Below are 17,333 nucleotides of genomic sequence, written 5' to 3' on the forward strand. Positions count from 1 at the left end.
TTAATAATATTTGAGGTTATTCTAAAGGTCTGCACCCTCACCATTCTTTCCATCCATAGCAAAGCCTCACCTTACCCCCAAATCCTCCTTCATCAGCCGGAGGGCCAGGTCGGGGTCCTCCTGGGCCAGGAGGCCCATGGCGGAGAGGGAGTAGGTCCGGTCGATGTAGACCCGGGGGGAGGCAGGATAGAGGAGGGGACGTTTTTCCGGGTCGGGGTCCATGCCCAGGACCCGGTCGGGTTGGGGGGAATGGACCAGGACCCCGCCGGTTCCGATGATGGTGGAGAAGTGGGTCAAGTCCTTGCCGCTCAGGTAGTAGATGGACCGGCCGGTGAACTCCCGGCGGAGGGTCCCCACATGCCGACTCAGGGCCTTGAGGTAGGCCGCCCGGGCCATGGCCTGGTCAATGGCCATTTCTTCGGGACTATCCGGGATGAGCCGGGTGTTGGCAGTCCGCCTCCCGCAGGCGGCGGTGTAGTCGGCGGGGTAGAGGGCTTCCAGGGCCTCGTGGCCGACGCTCTCCAGGAGACTTTGGGCCGAATACCGCATGCCCAAATCGCCTTCGACCGTCCGCTTATCCAGGGGTTCCTGGAGGCCCTCCTCCCGGAGCTCATAGGTCTTGTCCCCAATTCGGAGGCGGGGCTCCCGGGGATGGCCCAGACCCACGGAGTGGATGTCCGTGGTGGCACCTCCGATGTCGACCAGGAGGAGGTCGCCCAGGCCGGCCTGACCCTCGGTCCCTAGGGAAAGGAGGCGGGCAGCCTGGAGGACGGCGTCCGGGGTAGGCATGAGGACCTTGCCCAGGCGGTCTTCCAGGACATCCAGGCCCTTGGACCGGGTGATCCGGCTCATGAAGATGGACCGGATGACCCGGCGGGCGGGGTCGGCGTTGAGGACATTGACCTGGGGCATGAGGTTTTCCGTGGGGAAGACCTCGAAGCCGGCCCCTTCCAGGATGTCCACCACCTGGTCACGGACGGCCCGGTTGCCGGCCACGACGACCGGAGGCCGACGGGTCAGACCGGTCAGCTTTTGGGCATGGTCCAGGATGGTCAGTCGGTTGCCCTGGTCGGTTCCTCCGGCAAGGAGGAGGATGTCGGGGGACAGCCGGTCCATCTCCGCAATGTCCTCCTCATCCAAGCGGAGGGCGTAGGTCTTAAGGATCCTGGCTCCGGCCCCCAGGGCAGCCCGGGTGGCGGCTTCGGCCGTCAGCTTCCGGCCCAGGCCGATGGCCACCATCTTGAGCCCGCCGGCGGCGGAGGAGCAGAGGAGGGCCTTGTCCCATGAGGGCTTGGTTCCGGAGGACTCTTCCAGGCCCTCCAGAACCCGGTCCACCCCTAGAGTCACGGACCGGTCTACCGTTGTGGTGGACTGGGCCCGGGCCAGGATCCGGCCGGCTTGGCCATCCACCAGGGTCCCCTTGGTGAAGGTGGACCCGATGTCAATCAAAAGGTAGTTCATGGTTTAACGAGTGGCGGCAGGATCGACCATCTGCCGGTCCTTGACCACGAGCCTTCCTTCTTTATAGACTTCGGAAACGTGGTTGGTCCCGAAGTGGTAGAGGGCGAAGTCCAGGTTGGGGACATTCATGACGGTCAGGTCGGCCTTCTTGCCGGCGTGGAGGGAGCCGACGGTCTCCGCCCGACGGACCGAGTAGGCGGCATTGATGGTGACGGCATTATAGACTTCCACCGGGGTCATCCGGAGGTAGAGGCAACCCAGCTGCATGGCGAATTGGAGGTTGGCCATGGGGCAGGAGCCGGGGTTGCAGTCGGTGGTCACGGTGATGGCCATGCCGGCATCCAGCATCTTCCGGGCCGGGGCGTAGGTGTCCTGGATCAAGGAGAAGGTGGTTCCGGGGAGGAGGTTGCCGATGACGCCGGCCTCCGCCATCTTATGGATGTCCTCATCCGTCACCATCATGAGGTGCTCGGCGGAGGTGGCCCCCACCTCAGCAGCGACAGCGGATCCGCCGATGGATTCGATCTCATCCGCATGGATCCGGGTGGCGAAGCCCAGGTCCTTGGCGGCCAGGAGGAGGCGCTTGGACTGGGCGGCCGTGTAGACCCCCTTCTCGCAGAAGACATCCACGAACTCGGCCAGTTTCTCCTCCTTGACATCGGGGAGCATGGCAATGATTTGGTCCATGAGCTCATCTTCCCTTCCCTTATATTCGGGGGGGATGACATGAGCCGCCATGAAGGTGGAGACCAGGTCGGCGGGCAGAGTCTCATTGAGCTTCTTGACCACCTCCATCTGCCGCTTTTCCGTCTCCCAATTCAGGCCATAGCCCGACTTGGCTTCGATGGTGGTCACCCCGTGGATCATCATGGTTTCCACCAGGTCCCGGGTCTTGTCATAGAGCTGGTCGAATGAGGATTCCCGGGTGGCCTTCAGGGTGGACAGGATCCCCCCGCCTTCCTCCAGGATTTCCAGGTAGGACATCCCATTGAGCTTTTTGGAGAACTCATGTTCCCGGGAGCCGCCGTAGACCAGGTGGGTGTGGCAGTCGATCAGGCCGGGGAGGGCGATGTGGCCGGACCGGTCCAGGACCTCGGTTTCCGGGCCAACCAGGTCAGCGGGGACTTGTCCTGAGCCGGTGGCCAGGATTTTCCCGTCCTTGAAGGCAATATAGGCATCGTCCAGGATGTCAGCCCGGTTCATCTCTTGACCACGAAGGGGGTGGCCGGGATCATGGGGGGCAAATACTTGGTTGAAGTGGGTGAGAATGCGGTCAGCGTGCATGGATCCTCCTTTGTGCCGGCTCATGGGCCGGCAGGGGTTCAAAAGAAGCGAAAGGGTCGACCTTCGCTTGAGAGAAGATTTTTATCGTCTACTTAATATATTCCCTCACGATCCAATTACAGTCAAAAAAACCCTTTCCAAATTGACTATAAAAAGACGGAAGCCGACTATTCTTAACTTGTTAAGGAAAAGATTCTGCCTTTTTGTCGGTTTTTGTTGCAAAAGTAAGGAGGAAAAGATGTTAGATAACAAGGAAATCGCCGGGGCCATGCGGATCCAGCTCGACTTCGACGAACTGCCGGAGATGCCGGCCTTCAAGGAAGGGATCCGCCGGGCTCCGGACCGGGGCTTCCGGCTCAACCAAGCCCAAACGGAAATCGCCTTGAAGAATGCCCTTCGCTACATTCCGGAGAAGTTCCACGAAGAACTCATCCCCGAATTTTTGGAAGAGCTGAAAACCCGCGGCCGGATTTATGGCTACCGCTTCCGTCCGGAAGGGCGGATCTATGGCAAGCCCATCGATGAGTACAAGGGGAAATGCACCGAAGGCAAGGCCATCCAGGTCATGATCGATAACAACCTGGACTTCGATGTCGCCCTTTATCCCTATGAGCTGGTTACCTACGGAGAAACCGGGTCCGTCTGCCACGACTGGATGCAGTACCGTTTGATTAAAAAGTACCTGGAGAACCTGACCGATGAGACTACCCTGGTCATGGCTTCGGGCCATCCCGTGGGTCTCTTCAAGTCCCGGAAGAATTCTCCCCGTGTGGTCATCTCCAACGGCATCCTCATCGGTGAATACGACAACCATGAGGACTGGGAAATTGCTGAAGAGATGGGCGTGACCAACTACGGACAGATGACCGCCGGCGGCTGGATGTACATCGGGCCCCAGGGCATCGTCCACGGGACCTTCAACACCATCCTCAACGCCGGTCGCCTGAAGCTGGGCCTTGGCCATGAGGATGACCTGTCCGGCAAACTCTTTGTCACCTCCGGTTTGGGCGGGATGTCCGGTGCCCAGGGAAAGGCGGCGGAGATTGCCCATGCGGTAGCCATTGTTGCTGAAGTCGACATCTCCCGGATCGAGACCCGTCTGGAGCAGGGCTGGATTTCCAAGCTGGCCGAGACCCCCGAAGAGGCCTGCCAAATGGCCAAGGAGTCCCTGGACAAGAAGGAAGCCATGTCCATTGCCTACCATGGCAACATTGTCGACCTCCTCGAATACATCTATGACCATGACATCCACATTGACCTCCTCTCCGACCAGACCTCCTGCCACAATGCCCATGACGGCGGCTACTGCCCGGTGGGCCTGACCTTTGAAGAGCGGACCAAGATGCTGGCCGAAGATCCCAAGACCTTCCGTGAGTTGGTGGACAAGACCCTCCACAGACACTTCAACATCATCAAAAAGCTGACCGAGCGTGGAACCTACTTCTTTGACTACGGGAACTCCTTCATGAAGGCGGTCTACGATGCCGGTGTTAAGGAAATCTCCCGGAACGGCGTCGATGACAAAGACGGCTTTATCTGGCCCTCTTATGTCGAAGACATCATGGGCCCCCTCCTCTTCGACTATGGCTATGGCCCCTTCCGTTGGGTCTGCCTGTCCGGTAAACATGAGGACCTGATTGCCACGGACCATGCAGCCATGGAAGCGATCGATCCTACCCGCCGTTACCAGGACCGCGATAACTACAACTGGATCCGGGATGCGGAAGATAACCAGCTGGTCGTCGGAACCCAGGCTCGGATCCTCTACCAGGATGAAGTGGGTCGGGTCAACATCGCTCTGGCCTTCAACAAGCTGGTCCGGGAAGGGAAGATCGGCCCGGTCATGATCGGCCGTGACCACCATGATGTTTCCGGTACGGACTCCCCCTTCCGCGAGACCTCCAACATCCGTGACGGCTCCAACGTCTGTGCCGACATGGCCATCCAATGCTACGCCGGGAATGCGGCCCGCGGAATGACCTATGTGGCCCTCCACAACGGCGGCGGGGTCGGAATCGGCAAGTCCCTCAATGGCGGCTTCGGGCTGGTCCTCGATGGATCGGAAAAAGTCGATGAGATCATCCGCCTCTCCCTCTCCTGGGACGTTATGGGCGGGGTGGCCCGTCGGTCCTGGGCTCGGAATGAGCACGCTTTGGAAGTGGCGGCTGAGTGGAATAAAAATCACGAAGATGGCCATATTACTCTTCCATTTATCGCCAATGATGATAAAGTAAAAGAGGCGGTCAAGAAACTTTTTGACTAAGGAATAAGCAGGCGGAGAAGGCCGGGACCGGCCTTCTTCGGCTTGTTGTCGATGACAAAGGAAAAAGGACAGGAGGACATTCGTGTCAAAAAAGAAAGTACTATTTACGGTCGAGTTGGATCAATCCGGAAGAGACTTGCTGGATCAAAATGATATTGAAATCATCGTCTCGCCCGACCAGAAGGAAGAAACCTTCATCAAGATTCTCAAGGAAGAGAAGATCGATGCCATCATCACCCGGGTGGACCCCATCACCCCGGCTATGATGGATGCTTCCCCCAACCTCAAGGTGGTCGCCAAACACGGCGTGGGCCTGGACAACATCGATGTGGACTATGCCACCAAAAAGGGCATCCAGGTTACCTGGGCTCCGGGCGGCAATGCCAACTCCGTGGCCGAACACACCCTCATGCTCCTCTTCATGGTGGCCCGCCGGGTTCGCCACGTTGACCAGGAACTCCGCGGCGGAAACTACAACGTCCGCTACACCCTCAAGAACACCTACGAGCTGGGCGGACATACCCTGGGCCTCATCGGCTGTGGCCGGATCGGCCAGATGCTGGCGGAAAAAGCCGCTTGCCTGGGCATGAAGGTCATCGGCTATGACCCCTACCAGAAGCAGGAAAACATGAAAGCCCCCATCACCCTGAAGGACAGCAAGGAAGAGGTCCTGAAAGAGGCGGACTTCATCTCCCTCCACCTCCCCGGAACGCCGGAGACCCATCGTTCTTTCGGTATGGCGGATTTCAAGGCCATGAAGAAGACCGCTTCCCTGGTCAACTGCGCCAGAGGCGAAGTCGTCAACACCGAAGATCTTATTGAAGCCATTAAGGCCGGCGAAATCGTCGGTGCTGCCCTGGACGTCTTCGAGCAGGAACCCCTGCCCATGGATTCCCCACTCTATGATATGGAAGAAGTCATCCTGACTCCCCATACGGCAGCGACCACCCGTGAGGCGGTCTACAACTGCTGCACTATGGCTGCCACCGGCGTCATTGAAGTATTAAAGGGAGAGCCTGTCTCCTATCCTGTCAACCATTTGGATAATTTGGAATATCGTTAAGGAGGATATCCATGGCCAAAGAAAACCTGAACCCTTTTGAATCCGCCCAAGCCAAAGTCAAGAAAGCCTGCGAAACCCTGGGTTATGGCGACGACGTCTACCAGATCCTTTCCCAGCCCCAGCAAGTCATTGAAGTCAACATCCCCGTCCAGATGGACGACGGGACCACCAAGGTCTTCAAGGGCTACCGGTCCCAGCACAATAATGCCATCGGCCCCTACAAGGGCGGGATCCGCTTCCACCAGAACGTCAACATTGACGAAGTCAAGGCCCTCTCCATTTGGATGACCTTCAAGTGCGGCGTCATGAACGTCCCCTTCGGCGGCGGCAAGGGTGGCGTCATCGTTGACCCCAAGACCCTGTCCGACAATGAGCTCGAACAGCTCTGCCGTGGCTATGTGGATAAACTCTACCGGAACCTGGGCGAATACTATGACATCCCCGCTCCCGATGTCGGCACCAACACCAAAGTCATGTCCTGGATGCAGGATGAGTACTGCAAGATCAACCAAGGCAATGCCAACTTCGGCGTATTCACCGGCAAGGACCCCAAATGGGGCGGCTCCCTCGGACGTGGAGCAGCCACCGGCTACGGCATCTACCTGATCGCCAAGTTTGCTGCCGAGAAGATCGGTATCGAGATGAAGGGCGCCAAGGTTTCCGTCCAGGGCTTCGGCAACGCCGGCAAATTCACCGTCAAGAATATGTGCAAGGGCGGCGCCAAGGTCGTGGCCATCTCCGAATGGACCCGGGAAAAAGGCACCTATGCCATCTATAACGAAGACGGTTTCGACTTCGATGAGCTGGAAGACTATATGGAGAAGAATGGCAACCTCATCAACTTCCCCGGCTCCAAGGAACTCAATGAAGAGGAATTCTTCACCCTGGACGTGGACATCTTCGCTCCCTGTGCCCTGGAAAATGCCATCACCGAAGAAGTAGCCCACAAGCTCCAGTGCAAGCTGGTCGCCGAAGCCGCCAACGGCCCCACCACCCCCGCCGGTGAGAAAGTCCTCATGGACCGTGGTATCGTCATCACTCCGGATATCCTGACCAACGCCGGTGGTGTCACCGTCTCCTACTTCGAGTGGGTGCAGAACCTGGCCGGCTACTACTGGACAGAAGAAGAAGTCGTCGAACGCCAAAGCGCCGCCACCGAAATCGCCTTCAACGACATCTGGAACCTGGCCCAAGAGCACAAGTGCTCCATGCGCGACGCCGCCTACCTCGTCTCCATCAAACGGATCTATGAAGCCATGAAATTCCGTGGCTGGGTAAAATAGTCTGGAAAAATAGTTATAGATAAGCCCCTCGGCCTGATGCCGAGGGGCTTTTTTTGTGGGGGGCGAGGATTGGCAGAGCCGGGCTGGGCGTGGAGTGGCTGCAAGGGCCAGGCCAGGCGGCGATGTGGCCAGGCGAACCCCCCCTTTCTGGCATAATTGTCACTTGGAGGGGTATGGGCATTCCCCTCTTCCCGCCGTAATTGCCACTTGGAGGGGTATAGGCATTCCCCTCTTCCCGCCGTTTTCGTCACTTGGAGGGGTATGGGAATTCCCCTCTTCCCCACGTTCTCGCCGCTTGGAGGGGTATGAGGATACCGCTCCTTCATGACGTTATTGCCATTTGGAGGGGTATAGGGACATCCTTTTGGGTTCCGCCTAAACCCACGCTTGCAGGGACTAGGGAAAGTAAGGTGGTTTATGTTGCCTGGAAAGTAGCAAGCCCTTATTTCCTACAGGGCAACAAATTCCAGCGGAGGCCTTGAAAGACCTGGTTTTTTTTGTTAAAATAATTGAGATATCGGGGTGTGGCGCAGTTCGGTAGCGCACTTGTCTGGGGGACAAGGGGCCGGAGGTTCAAATCCTCTCACTCCGATCAATAAAGAAACGGCTTGAAATCAACGACTTCAGGCCGTTTTTCTTTTGCTTTAAGTTATCCACATTTTGGGTTTTGGGGCCAATTTTGGGGCCAATTTTTTTCTAAATTATTTCGGCCATCATTAGCGTTTTTCGCCCTATCATAGTGTTGATTAGCAGAAAAACGCCAAACCACCACTATTGAGATGACAAAACCATAGTGTTGATTGGCATAAAATCGCCAAACCACCACTACTGAGGCGATATAATTGTAGTGTTGATTTGCGAAAATCGCTACAACCACCACTACTGAGACGACGAAATCATAGTGTTGATTTGCAGAAAATCGTCAAACCACCACTACTGAGGCGGAGAAATTGTAGTGTTGGTTTGCGGAAATTGCGGCAACCACCACTACTGAGACGACAAAATCATAGTGTTGATTAGCAGGAAATCGCCAAACCACCACTAGGCGAGAGTGGGGAGAGGACAATATTCCCTCATCAGATAGAAAGAAAGCGTTTTTTAGGATAGAATAAAGGGGAGTGTATATGGCTTGAACGGGGCAGGGGCGGATTTCCCGCCCGGTACCTAGAAAGGATAATCTCTTGAATAAATCAATTAAAGTGGTGGATACCATCCTCCGGGATGCGGCGCAGAGCCTGATTGCCACCAGGATGACGACCAAGGAGATGGAAGGGGCTCTCGATTTAATTGACTCGGCGGGATATTATGCCGTGGAGTGCTGGGGCGGAGCGACCTTTGACACCTGCATGCGGTATTTGAATGAGGATCCTTGGGAGAGGCTTCGGACCTTCCGCAAGGGGCTGAAGAATACCAAGACCCAGATGCTCCTCCGTGGGCAGAATGTCCTGGGTTATAAGAACTATCCGGACGATTTCGTCGAGCTCTTTGTTGCCAAGTCGATTGAAAACGGGATCGACATCATCCGGATCTTCGATGCCTTGAACGACACGAGAAATCTGGAGACCGCCATGAAGGCGACCAAGAAGTACGGGGGCCATGCCCAGGCAGCTATCTGCTATACGACGGGCCCGGTCTTCACCCTGGACTACTTCACCAAGCTCACCAAAGAGATGGAAGAGCTGGGTGCGGACTCCATCTGCATTAAGGATATGGCGGGCTTGCTGACCCCGGACCGGTCCTTCAAGCTGGTCCAGGCCATGAGGAAGGTCACCGACCTCCCCATCGAAGTCCATAGCCACACCACCGCCGGGACGGCTTCCATGAGCCTCCTCAAGGGAGTCGAAGCCGGAGCCGACATTATTGATACGGCCCTATCCCCCCTGGGCGGCGGGACATCCCACCCGGCCACCGAGACCATGCACATCAGCTTGAGCGAGATGGGCTACGATACCGGCCTTGACCTGGAGGTTCTCCAGAAGCTGGCCGAATACTTCGCCCCCATCCGGGACAAGTACGTCAACGAGGGCGTCCTCAACATCAAGATGCTCCAGGTGGAGCCCAAGGCCCTGGTCTACCAGGTCCCGGGCGGCATGCTCTCCAACCTCCTCTCCCAGCTTACCCAGCAGGGGCGGCCCGACCTCTATGAGCCGGTTCTCAAGGAAGTCCCCAACGTCCGTGCGGACCTGGGCTACCCACCCCTGGTGACCCCCATGTCCCAGATGGTCGGAACCCAGGCCACCATGAATGTCCTCATGGGTGAGCGCTACAAGCTGGTCCCCAAAGAAGTCAAAGACTATGTCAAGGGGCTCTATGGCCAGCCTCCCGCACCCATCTCCGATGAGATCCGGACCAAGATGATCGGAAACGCCGAGGTCATGACCGACCGCCCGGCCGACCACCTGGACCCCATCCTCCCCAAGCTTCGCGAGGAAACGGCAGGCCTGGCAAGAACGGATGAGGATGTCCTCTCCTATGGGTCCTTCCCCGAAGTGGCCAAGGATTTCCTCCAGAATAAATACGCCTAGCTTCTGAACGATTAAGCAGACAGGAAAAAAGGCGGAGTCCAACATCAGGATTCCGCCTTTTTTTACACTTTTTTCTTAAGCAAATCTTCCTTTAATCAATCCTACATGGGTCGAAAAGAGAAGGATCCTTGCTCAATAGAGATTGAAAACAAGCGATATGCTCGTTATAATAATGAGTATGAATACACTAGGATATGATTTTCTTTTGCAAAGTTTTAATTCATTTTTGGAAACAATGAATATAACAAGGGTCAATCCTGGAAGAATAGACAATTTCAAAAAAAGGTTATGGGCGTGAATAACCAGATCATTGGAAGTAGAGGAGGAAGAGGATGAAACGTTTTTTGATGCGAAGTCTTAGCTTCTTGTTAGGCATAGCCATGCTTCTCACGGCGATGCCGACCCGGTCCTCGGCATCACCGGCATATATCGAGGAAATGCAGAATAGCTTACTTCGCCAGGGGAATGGGAGTGGCTTCAATTATGATGCGATACCTGAGGAGAAAACCAAATTCATTAATCAGAAGCCGATTTCTGACCCGGCAGATCTGGGAGATGATCCGGCGACAAAAGAAGAGGCAAATGAGCAGATAAAAAATGCCCGGATGCCGAATACCTATCACATCAAAGTTCAATATATGGCGGTGAAAGACGGAGAAGAAGTGCCTATCTTTCAACCCTATGAAGCAACCGTGGGGGATAAGGAATATCGGTATACCGATAACCGGGGCATTGAACAACCGGTAATGTCTGAAGCAGAGAAAAGTAAGATTGATAAGACGGTGAAGCTTCCGGATATTGATGGTTACACTCGTCCCACTCCAGAAGTCCAACTGAATTATGATTACATTAAACAGAAGGCAATTGAGGGGACAAAGAGCGGAACGGAGTATATGGCCCTCCACCCGTATCGCTATCAGGCAAAGGAAGGGAAAATGCGTGTCAAGCATATTTTCCAGGGACTATACGATAAGAATCAATATGGACCAAAAGATGGAGAAGATCAGCTGATTTATACGACAGTTAGCGGAATTGTCGGATCAGATGTGATTGTCCAGCCTCTTCGTGAGGAGGAGAGAATCGGTTACACTCAGGAAAAAACGGTGATCCATACGAGAATTCCGGAGAATAAAGAAGATGCGGTCATTGAATATCGTTATAATCGCGATGCCTTCAATATCCGATTTGATATGGACGGTGGATCGGCGATTCCTTCGCTGAGACTCTACTATGGACAGACCATCCCCAATCTGGATGTGGAACCATCAAAAACCGGGGCAATTTTCGATGGTTGGAAAGCGAACGTCGACCTGCGCTACAAGACGGATGACGGAGTAAAAACGCTAGCTAAAGGGACAACATTCCATATGGATCAATTTCCTGACGGGATTAAAGAAGCGATGCCTGCCCAAAATATTACCTTTACTGCACTCTGGAAAGAGAAGCCGAAAGCCGATTATACGATTCAATTCTGGACACAGAGGGCGGAATCGGATACTTACGATTTCATCGCGGCTAAAGTGGTTACCGATGCGAAAACGGGCTCAAGACCTGACCTTTCCACGATGATGCCCGATGGCATTAAATTCCCTGAAATCGAGAAATCCTTGACCGACCAAGGGAAAGAAAAGGAACTCAACAAGTATTATGTTCGCAATACGGAGAAGATCCTGGAAGCCAATAGCGAAAAGGTAGAAAACGAGGACGGCACATCCGCTGATTTGGTCAAGAAAGTCCAGCCCGATGGAAGAACGGTCTACAATATCTATTATGATCGCCAGGTCTATCATCTTTTATTTGAAAAATATGCAATCAATGACAAGCTGGAAGCCAAGATGACATTACCTGATGGAACGCACTATGATTCCACGAAGGCGGTGAATAAGCCTTATCATTTTGATGCCAAGTTCGGGCAGAGATTGAAGCAGTGGCCTAACGATTTTTGGCTGATTGAAGAGGATGGCGTTGACTTTCCTCCTCAAACATCATTTTTAGGCTGGGGATTTAACTATATCCCAGGATATGCAGGTGATTTTAATGAAGATTACTTCCTTGATACTCCGCCCTATTGGCTGACATCGAAAGACTTTATTGATAGAGAATTGGATGAACTTGGAGAAGGTAACAAACCGCTTACACATTCGGTGTCTACCGGGAAGCCACTACCGGAACGGACAATTTCCTTAGGCCCTACGATCAGCGCGGAAAATCAGTTTGCTATTTACTATATTGATTATGCCTTTGAAGGCTTTGATGGAAAGATGCATTTTAATCCGGATATGGCCTATACGAAGATCGATACCGATGTAGAATATTTCTATCCTGCACCGGGAATCATTGGTTTCACTTCCACGGATGAAACGAAAGAGGTAAACCCTGTCGAAGAAGCAGACCGGGGAGAAGGAAAGTACGCAGTAAATCTCTCTGAAAAAAAAGCGGATGATTTGCAAAAAACGCTCGATGAGATTGATGCAGAGAGAGAAAACAATGAACGATCCTACTTCCAGGCCTTGAAGAGAGAGGAGATCAACGGAGTAAAAACCGACGAGATTCCTAAATACCGCTTCCGTTTTGAATATCAGCGCGAAAAATACAAGCTCTTCCTGGATACTGATCCTTCGACGATCAACCAATATTCTGATTTTAAGGGTAAGACGCTTTCGAACGGGAAATCGGCAACAATTACGGATATTTACTATGATTTACCCCTTCGTCAATTAAATCTTGACAAAGAGTATCTTTTGACAGAAGCCGATCGTCCGGCAAATTTGCCTGAACGGTATGTCTTCAAAGGCTGGGCCATTGATCCTGAAGGAAGTCAGCTGATCAAAGATAGCGCAACAGAAGCTGAAGCGTTAGAAAAGCAAATTGCGGAGAAATATAGCGAGCTTGCTGATCACGCAAAGGATGATGCAAAAAGGGAAAGCATTCAGAAGGAACTAGATGCCTTGAAAGTTCAATTGGATCAGGTCGACAACACGATGCCCAATTACGATATTGTGCTTTATGCCAAATGGGGCGAACCGGATGTCGATTGGAAGCTCACTTTTGATGCCAATGGAGGAAGTTTCTCCGATCTTCTTCCTCAAGATATTGCGACCCATAAAGAGGGAGAAAAGATCCAAACCTCGATCGGAACCGTTCCTTATGTTTTGCCGGTAAAAGAATCCGGAGATGAGAAGGAGCAGAAATTCCATGTTCGAAATGGCATGACCGTTCAGGCACCGGCTCCTCCGATAAGAAAGGGTTACGATTTTCTGGGCTGGGAGATCGTTCGTTTCAAAGCCGATGGATCGATCGATGCCTCCTATAAAAATAAGTACGGTGTGGAGGAATTGTACGCCTTTGGCAATAGTGTGTTGAGCGATGTCTATTTGAAGGCAATTTGGGTCAAAAATGACATGGTTGACATCCTTGCGGAACACTATTTCCTGGATGAGGACTTTCATCCCATAAAGGAACCCACCAAGGTAACCATCCCCAACAATCGCGTAGGGGAATATGCAACCACAACCGGGAAATACCAAGGGAATGAATATCTCCTGATTCCAAGAAGTGAGTGGGACAAGCTGGAACAGAATTCCGGCGAATATAAACAATATGTCGAGGAAACGGAACGAAAGAACACGTATTTCCAAAGTTTGCGCGTGGCTCCTGATAAGATTGATGACCACGGCGAGCTAAAAGATAACCCTGAGGCCAAGAAGAATTATTTCCGCTTCTTCTACAGAGAGTTTACCAAGAGACACTATACAGTAAACTATCTCAGCACAAAGAATACAGCGGTAGAGTCTCTGCCGGCGATAGGTGAAAAACCGGATGGCAGCTACACCATTATTCCTTCAGAAGAGCTAACAAAGGGAAACAACGATTATGATGCAGTGAACTTCCGTGAGATTCCCGGTTGGAAGCTTATCAGTACACCCCAGAGACAGCTCTTCTTCGATGTGGACAGTGAAGGAAAAATGACAGGCATTAACGGGGTAGCTTCCGGTGAAGTGAATTTCTACTATCAAGATGTCCGCGTAATTAAAAGGAAGACGCCGGATTCCGCTGTTCCGGATGGTTACCATCGTGTCATATTCAAAGCAGGCCGGGATGGTTCCTTCGGGAAGGATGCCGGGGGTAAGCCGATCAAAGAAGTCTTTTACGACGTGATTGATGGATTGGAATTCCGCAACATTCCCGTTCCTCAAGAGCAGGATGCCCAGGGCTCGCTTCTGCCCCCGGTGATTACACCGGATCCGAATTGTGAATTTGTCGGTTGGCAGGACAGCCCCCTGATCGATGGCAACACCGTTATCCGGAAGGACTACACCTTTACAGCTAAGTTCAGACCCTTGAAGGACGTCATCGAAATAACAACGGGAGATGAAGACCTTCCAGACTACTTTGTTGATGTCTATCTTGATACAACGGATAAGGCGGATGCGTCCATTACGGATAATCAGTTTACCGGTGAGAGCAAAAAGCACTTTAAGGTCAATCCGGAGAAAATTGTGGAAATTCCTGCTGCTGATCCGCAAGGTGGCGGGGTAAAGGACAAAGACGGAAATCCGCTAAAGGATGCAAAGGGCAAGGAGGCAAAGTGGCAATTTAAGTCCTGGCAGGTAAAGGATGACGCCACCAAGGTCTGGAATAAGGGTGAAACGATCAAGGATCAATTCACCGAGAAAGTGACGACGATTGTTGCTCAATATAACCTGAAGTGGTCGGACCTGGAGAACGTTCCGGAAACCGAGATAGGGGGAATGTGGGTATTTGAATCCCTGAAGAAGGATGACGGGACCTGGGTGAATAACTTCATGCCTAAAAAAGACCAGTTTGACCAGGCTTTGGAAAAGGTAACCGGTCTTCCGGAGTATCAGAGTTATCGAATCATCACGAGCGAAGAGGATATTTATGACCTGGTTAAGGAGGAAGACGGACCGGTGGGCGACAGCAAACCAAGGACCGTCGAAATCCAAGCAGAGGTCACCTTTAAGAACGGAACAAAGAAAGTCGTCAACATTCCGGTCAAGGTATTTAAAAATATCTATCGTGCCTTGAATGATGAGGATAAGCCGAATGTTGTGAAAAATAATCCGGAGCTTTCCGATTACGTCAAGGTGACGGTGAATCCAACGGATAAAGCGGTGGATAAGCAGAGGAAAGTTTACTATGTCAATCCGCTTGCCCAAGTTCTTATTCCGGAAAAAGATCCGAAGCCAAACGGAAATCTCACTTTTGAGGGTTGGTATTATAAGGATCCGGCTCAAGTTAGCGAACAAAACCCCCAGGGAAGAGTGGAGGTGGATCTGGCGAAACGCATGGAGATCTCGCAGGAAAGGGAGATCATCGCCGCTTATTCAACACCAACACAGCCCATCCTGCCCTTGGAACCGACGGCAAGGAAAATCATCAAGAATATTGGGGATAGCTTGACTGTAGATGACTATGAAGCAGTGATCACGCCGCCCAAGGATGAAAATGGCAAGGATTTGCGGAAAATCCTGACCATTAAACTGGTCAAGCCCAAGGCAGAGAGAGTGACAACGGAAAAAGAGGGCGATTTCAAAGAAGCCATTGAAGTCTTCTATGAAGATGGGTCCAGCACTATTATTGATGTTGACGTGAAGGTGGTTCCCGATTTTGTTCCGCAAATCGGAGATGATAAACCGGAAGTACCGGAGAACTTTGTGAAAGTCACCTGCGATCCGACGGAGAAGGCGGTTGATTCTACACCTCATATCTATTGGGTCAATCCGGAGAAGAAAGTGACTTTACCGGAAGGGGATCCAGTCGGTAAAGAAGTTCGAAAAGCAGATGGCACAAAAGATTTTACCTGGCTATTTACGAAATGGGACAAAGCGCTGACCGGTATCTTCGAGGAAGACACGACGATTACAGCGGAATATCAGAAGGATTATGGCGGTCTGACTCCCATTGTTCCGATCTCTGATCCGCCGGTGGTAGATCTTGTCCCCTATGGCGAGGATAAGATCACCGGAAATGGCATTCCCGGTTCCAAGATTACGGTGACCGATGAAGATGGCAATCCCTTGAAGGGAAATGATGGAAATCCCATTGAAGTCTCTGTCGATGAGACCGGTAAATTTACCATTCCGACAAACCGGTTGCCGGAAGGGAAAAAGCCGAAAGACATCTATCTGACGCAAACTGAAAAGGAAAAAATGCCTTCTGAACCGGTACCGGTCGTGGAACAGGGTCCGAAGTACATTGTTGCAGAGGATCCGGACCATCCGGGTGAAGTGCCGGAAGGCTATGTCCGCCTCATCTTTGATGCGACGGAAGATGGTACAGTGGAAGGTCATCGGAAGAAAGTGATTGATGTTCGGGAGGATGTTTCCTATAAAGACGCTGATTTGAGGAAGGAATTCCCGCAAACGGCGACGTATGAAGATGGCACGATGAAGTTTGATCGTTGGAATCCGCTTATCCCTGAGACAGGTATGGTGGAGCCGGAGATATTCATTGCTCAATATACGGAAAATCCGAAGGTGATCACACAAGATCCTAAGAATCCGGACCCTGTTCCGGAGGGTTATGTTCGTCTTATCTTTGACGCAACCATTGACGGCACAGTGGATGGTTATACCAAGAAGATTTTGGATGTGAGACAGGATGTCACCTATGCGGATCCGGATTTCCAGGAACTCCTGCCGACGATGGCGGTATATAAAGATGCGACAAAACGCTTTGATGCCTGGGATTCCCCTGTACCGACGGAAGGACCGGTAACGGAGAAAACTTACACGGCCCTCTATGTGGATAATCCTAAAGTGATTGTTTCAGAGGATCCGGACCATCCGGGTGAAGTGCCGGAAGGCTATGTCCGCCTCATCTTTGATGCGACGGAAGACGGTACAGTGGAAGGTCATCGGAAGAAGATCATTGATGTTCGTAATGATGTCACCTATGAGGATCCGGATTTACGGGCAGTATTGCCGGAGACGGCAAGGTATAAAGATGGCACCAAGCTCTTTGATAAATGGTCGCCGAATGTGCCGAAAACCGGTCTTGTGAAGGATCAAACGTTCGAAGCACAATATAAAGGAAAGCCGGTGGTTCCGAAACCGGATCCTGAACCGGGGACTGATCCGGACAAGCCAAATCCGGATAAACCAAACCCGGGAACCAATCCGGAGAAACCGAACCCGGATCCAAAACCGGGGACGGACACAAAGCCGGGTACGGACCCCGGAAATAAGCCCGGAAGCAAACCCGGAAGCAAACCTGAGCAAGGAAAGAAAGATCCTGCGACTTCGAATTCCCCTGCTAACAAAGGCGGAAAAACGAACCAAAGCAAGGCACCACATACCGGTGATCTTTTCATCCTACCCTATGCGCTAGTGGGACTTGCTTCATTCGCTCTCTTTGGAACCCTCTTCATTAAGGGCAAGAAAAAGAGACCACAGGAGAAGTGATGAACGTAGTGGGAAAAAGTGAGCCTC

At 52.5% G+C, this 17,333-nt stretch carries 7 protein-coding genes and 1 tRNA gene; 6 read left to right on the forward strand and 2 right to left on the reverse strand.

Features of this window, described 5'->3' with window-relative positions; genetic code table 11:
- Nucleotides 1-66: 66 nt before the first annotated feature.
- Together glmL and hutI are read right to left on the reverse strand one after the other, a co-directional pair.
- The gene (gene glmL / locus HGKM_RS02085; RefSeq protein WP_245550603.1) at nt 67-1,449 is read right to left on the reverse strand and encodes a methylaspartate mutase accessory protein GlmL; all 1,383 of its coding nucleotides are present in this window, start codon (nt 1,447-1,449) and stop codon (nt 67-69) included.
- Between the two features lie 15 nt (nt 1,450-1,464).
- On the reverse strand, nt 1,465-2,745 hold the full coding sequence (hutI, locus tag HGKM_RS02090) for an imidazolonepropionase (protein ID WP_019133673.1): 1,281 nt from the start codon (nt 2,743-2,745) through the stop codon (nt 1,465-1,467).
- Nucleotides 2,746-2,983: 238 nt separating this feature from the next.
- Between hutI and HGKM_RS02095 the strand changes: the two genes are divergently transcribed.
- The 6 genes from HGKM_RS02095 (at nt 2,984) to HGKM_RS02120 (ending at nt 17,306) form a co-directional block, all read left to right on the forward strand.
- Nucleotides 2,984-5,008, forward strand: coding sequence for a urocanate hydratase (locus HGKM_RS02095; RefSeq protein ID WP_019133674.1), 2,025 nt, complete (start codon nt 2,984-2,986; stop codon nt 5,006-5,008).
- 82 nt (nt 5,009-5,090) lie between these two features.
- Nucleotides 5,091-6,071, forward strand: coding sequence for a hydroxyacid dehydrogenase (locus tag HGKM_RS02100; RefSeq protein WP_019133675.1), 981 nt, complete (start codon nt 5,091-5,093; stop codon nt 6,069-6,071).
- Between the two features lie 11 nt (nt 6,072-6,082).
- The gene (locus HGKM_RS02105; protein ID WP_019133676.1) at nt 6,083-7,354 is read left to right on the forward strand and encodes a Glu/Leu/Phe/Val family dehydrogenase; all 1,272 of its coding nucleotides are present in this window, start codon (nt 6,083-6,085) and stop codon (nt 7,352-7,354) included.
- Between the two features lie 518 nt (nt 7,355-7,872).
- Nucleotides 7,873-7,946: transfer RNA gene (locus tag HGKM_RS02110), tRNA-Pro, on the forward strand.
- Between the two features lie 589 nt (nt 7,947-8,535).
- Nucleotides 8,536-9,879, forward strand: a complete 1,344-nt coding sequence (locus HGKM_RS02115; RefSeq protein WP_019133678.1) for an oxaloacetate decarboxylase subunit alpha — start codon at nt 8,536-8,538, stop codon at nt 9,877-9,879.
- Nucleotides 9,880-10,211: 332 nt separating this feature from the next.
- Nucleotides 10,212-17,306 carry an InlB B-repeat-containing protein gene (locus HGKM_RS02120; RefSeq protein WP_019133680.1) on the forward strand — a complete coding sequence of 2,365 codons (7,095 nt, stop codon included), beginning with the start codon at nt 10,212-10,214 and terminating at the stop codon, nt 17,304-17,306.
- The last annotated feature ends 27 nt before the right edge of the window (nt 17,307-17,333 follow it).

Source organism: Kallipyga massiliensis ph2 (assembly GCF_000311985.1).
Classification (GTDB): Bacteria; Bacillota; Clostridia; order Tissierellales; family Peptoniphilaceae; genus Kallipyga; species Kallipyga massiliensis.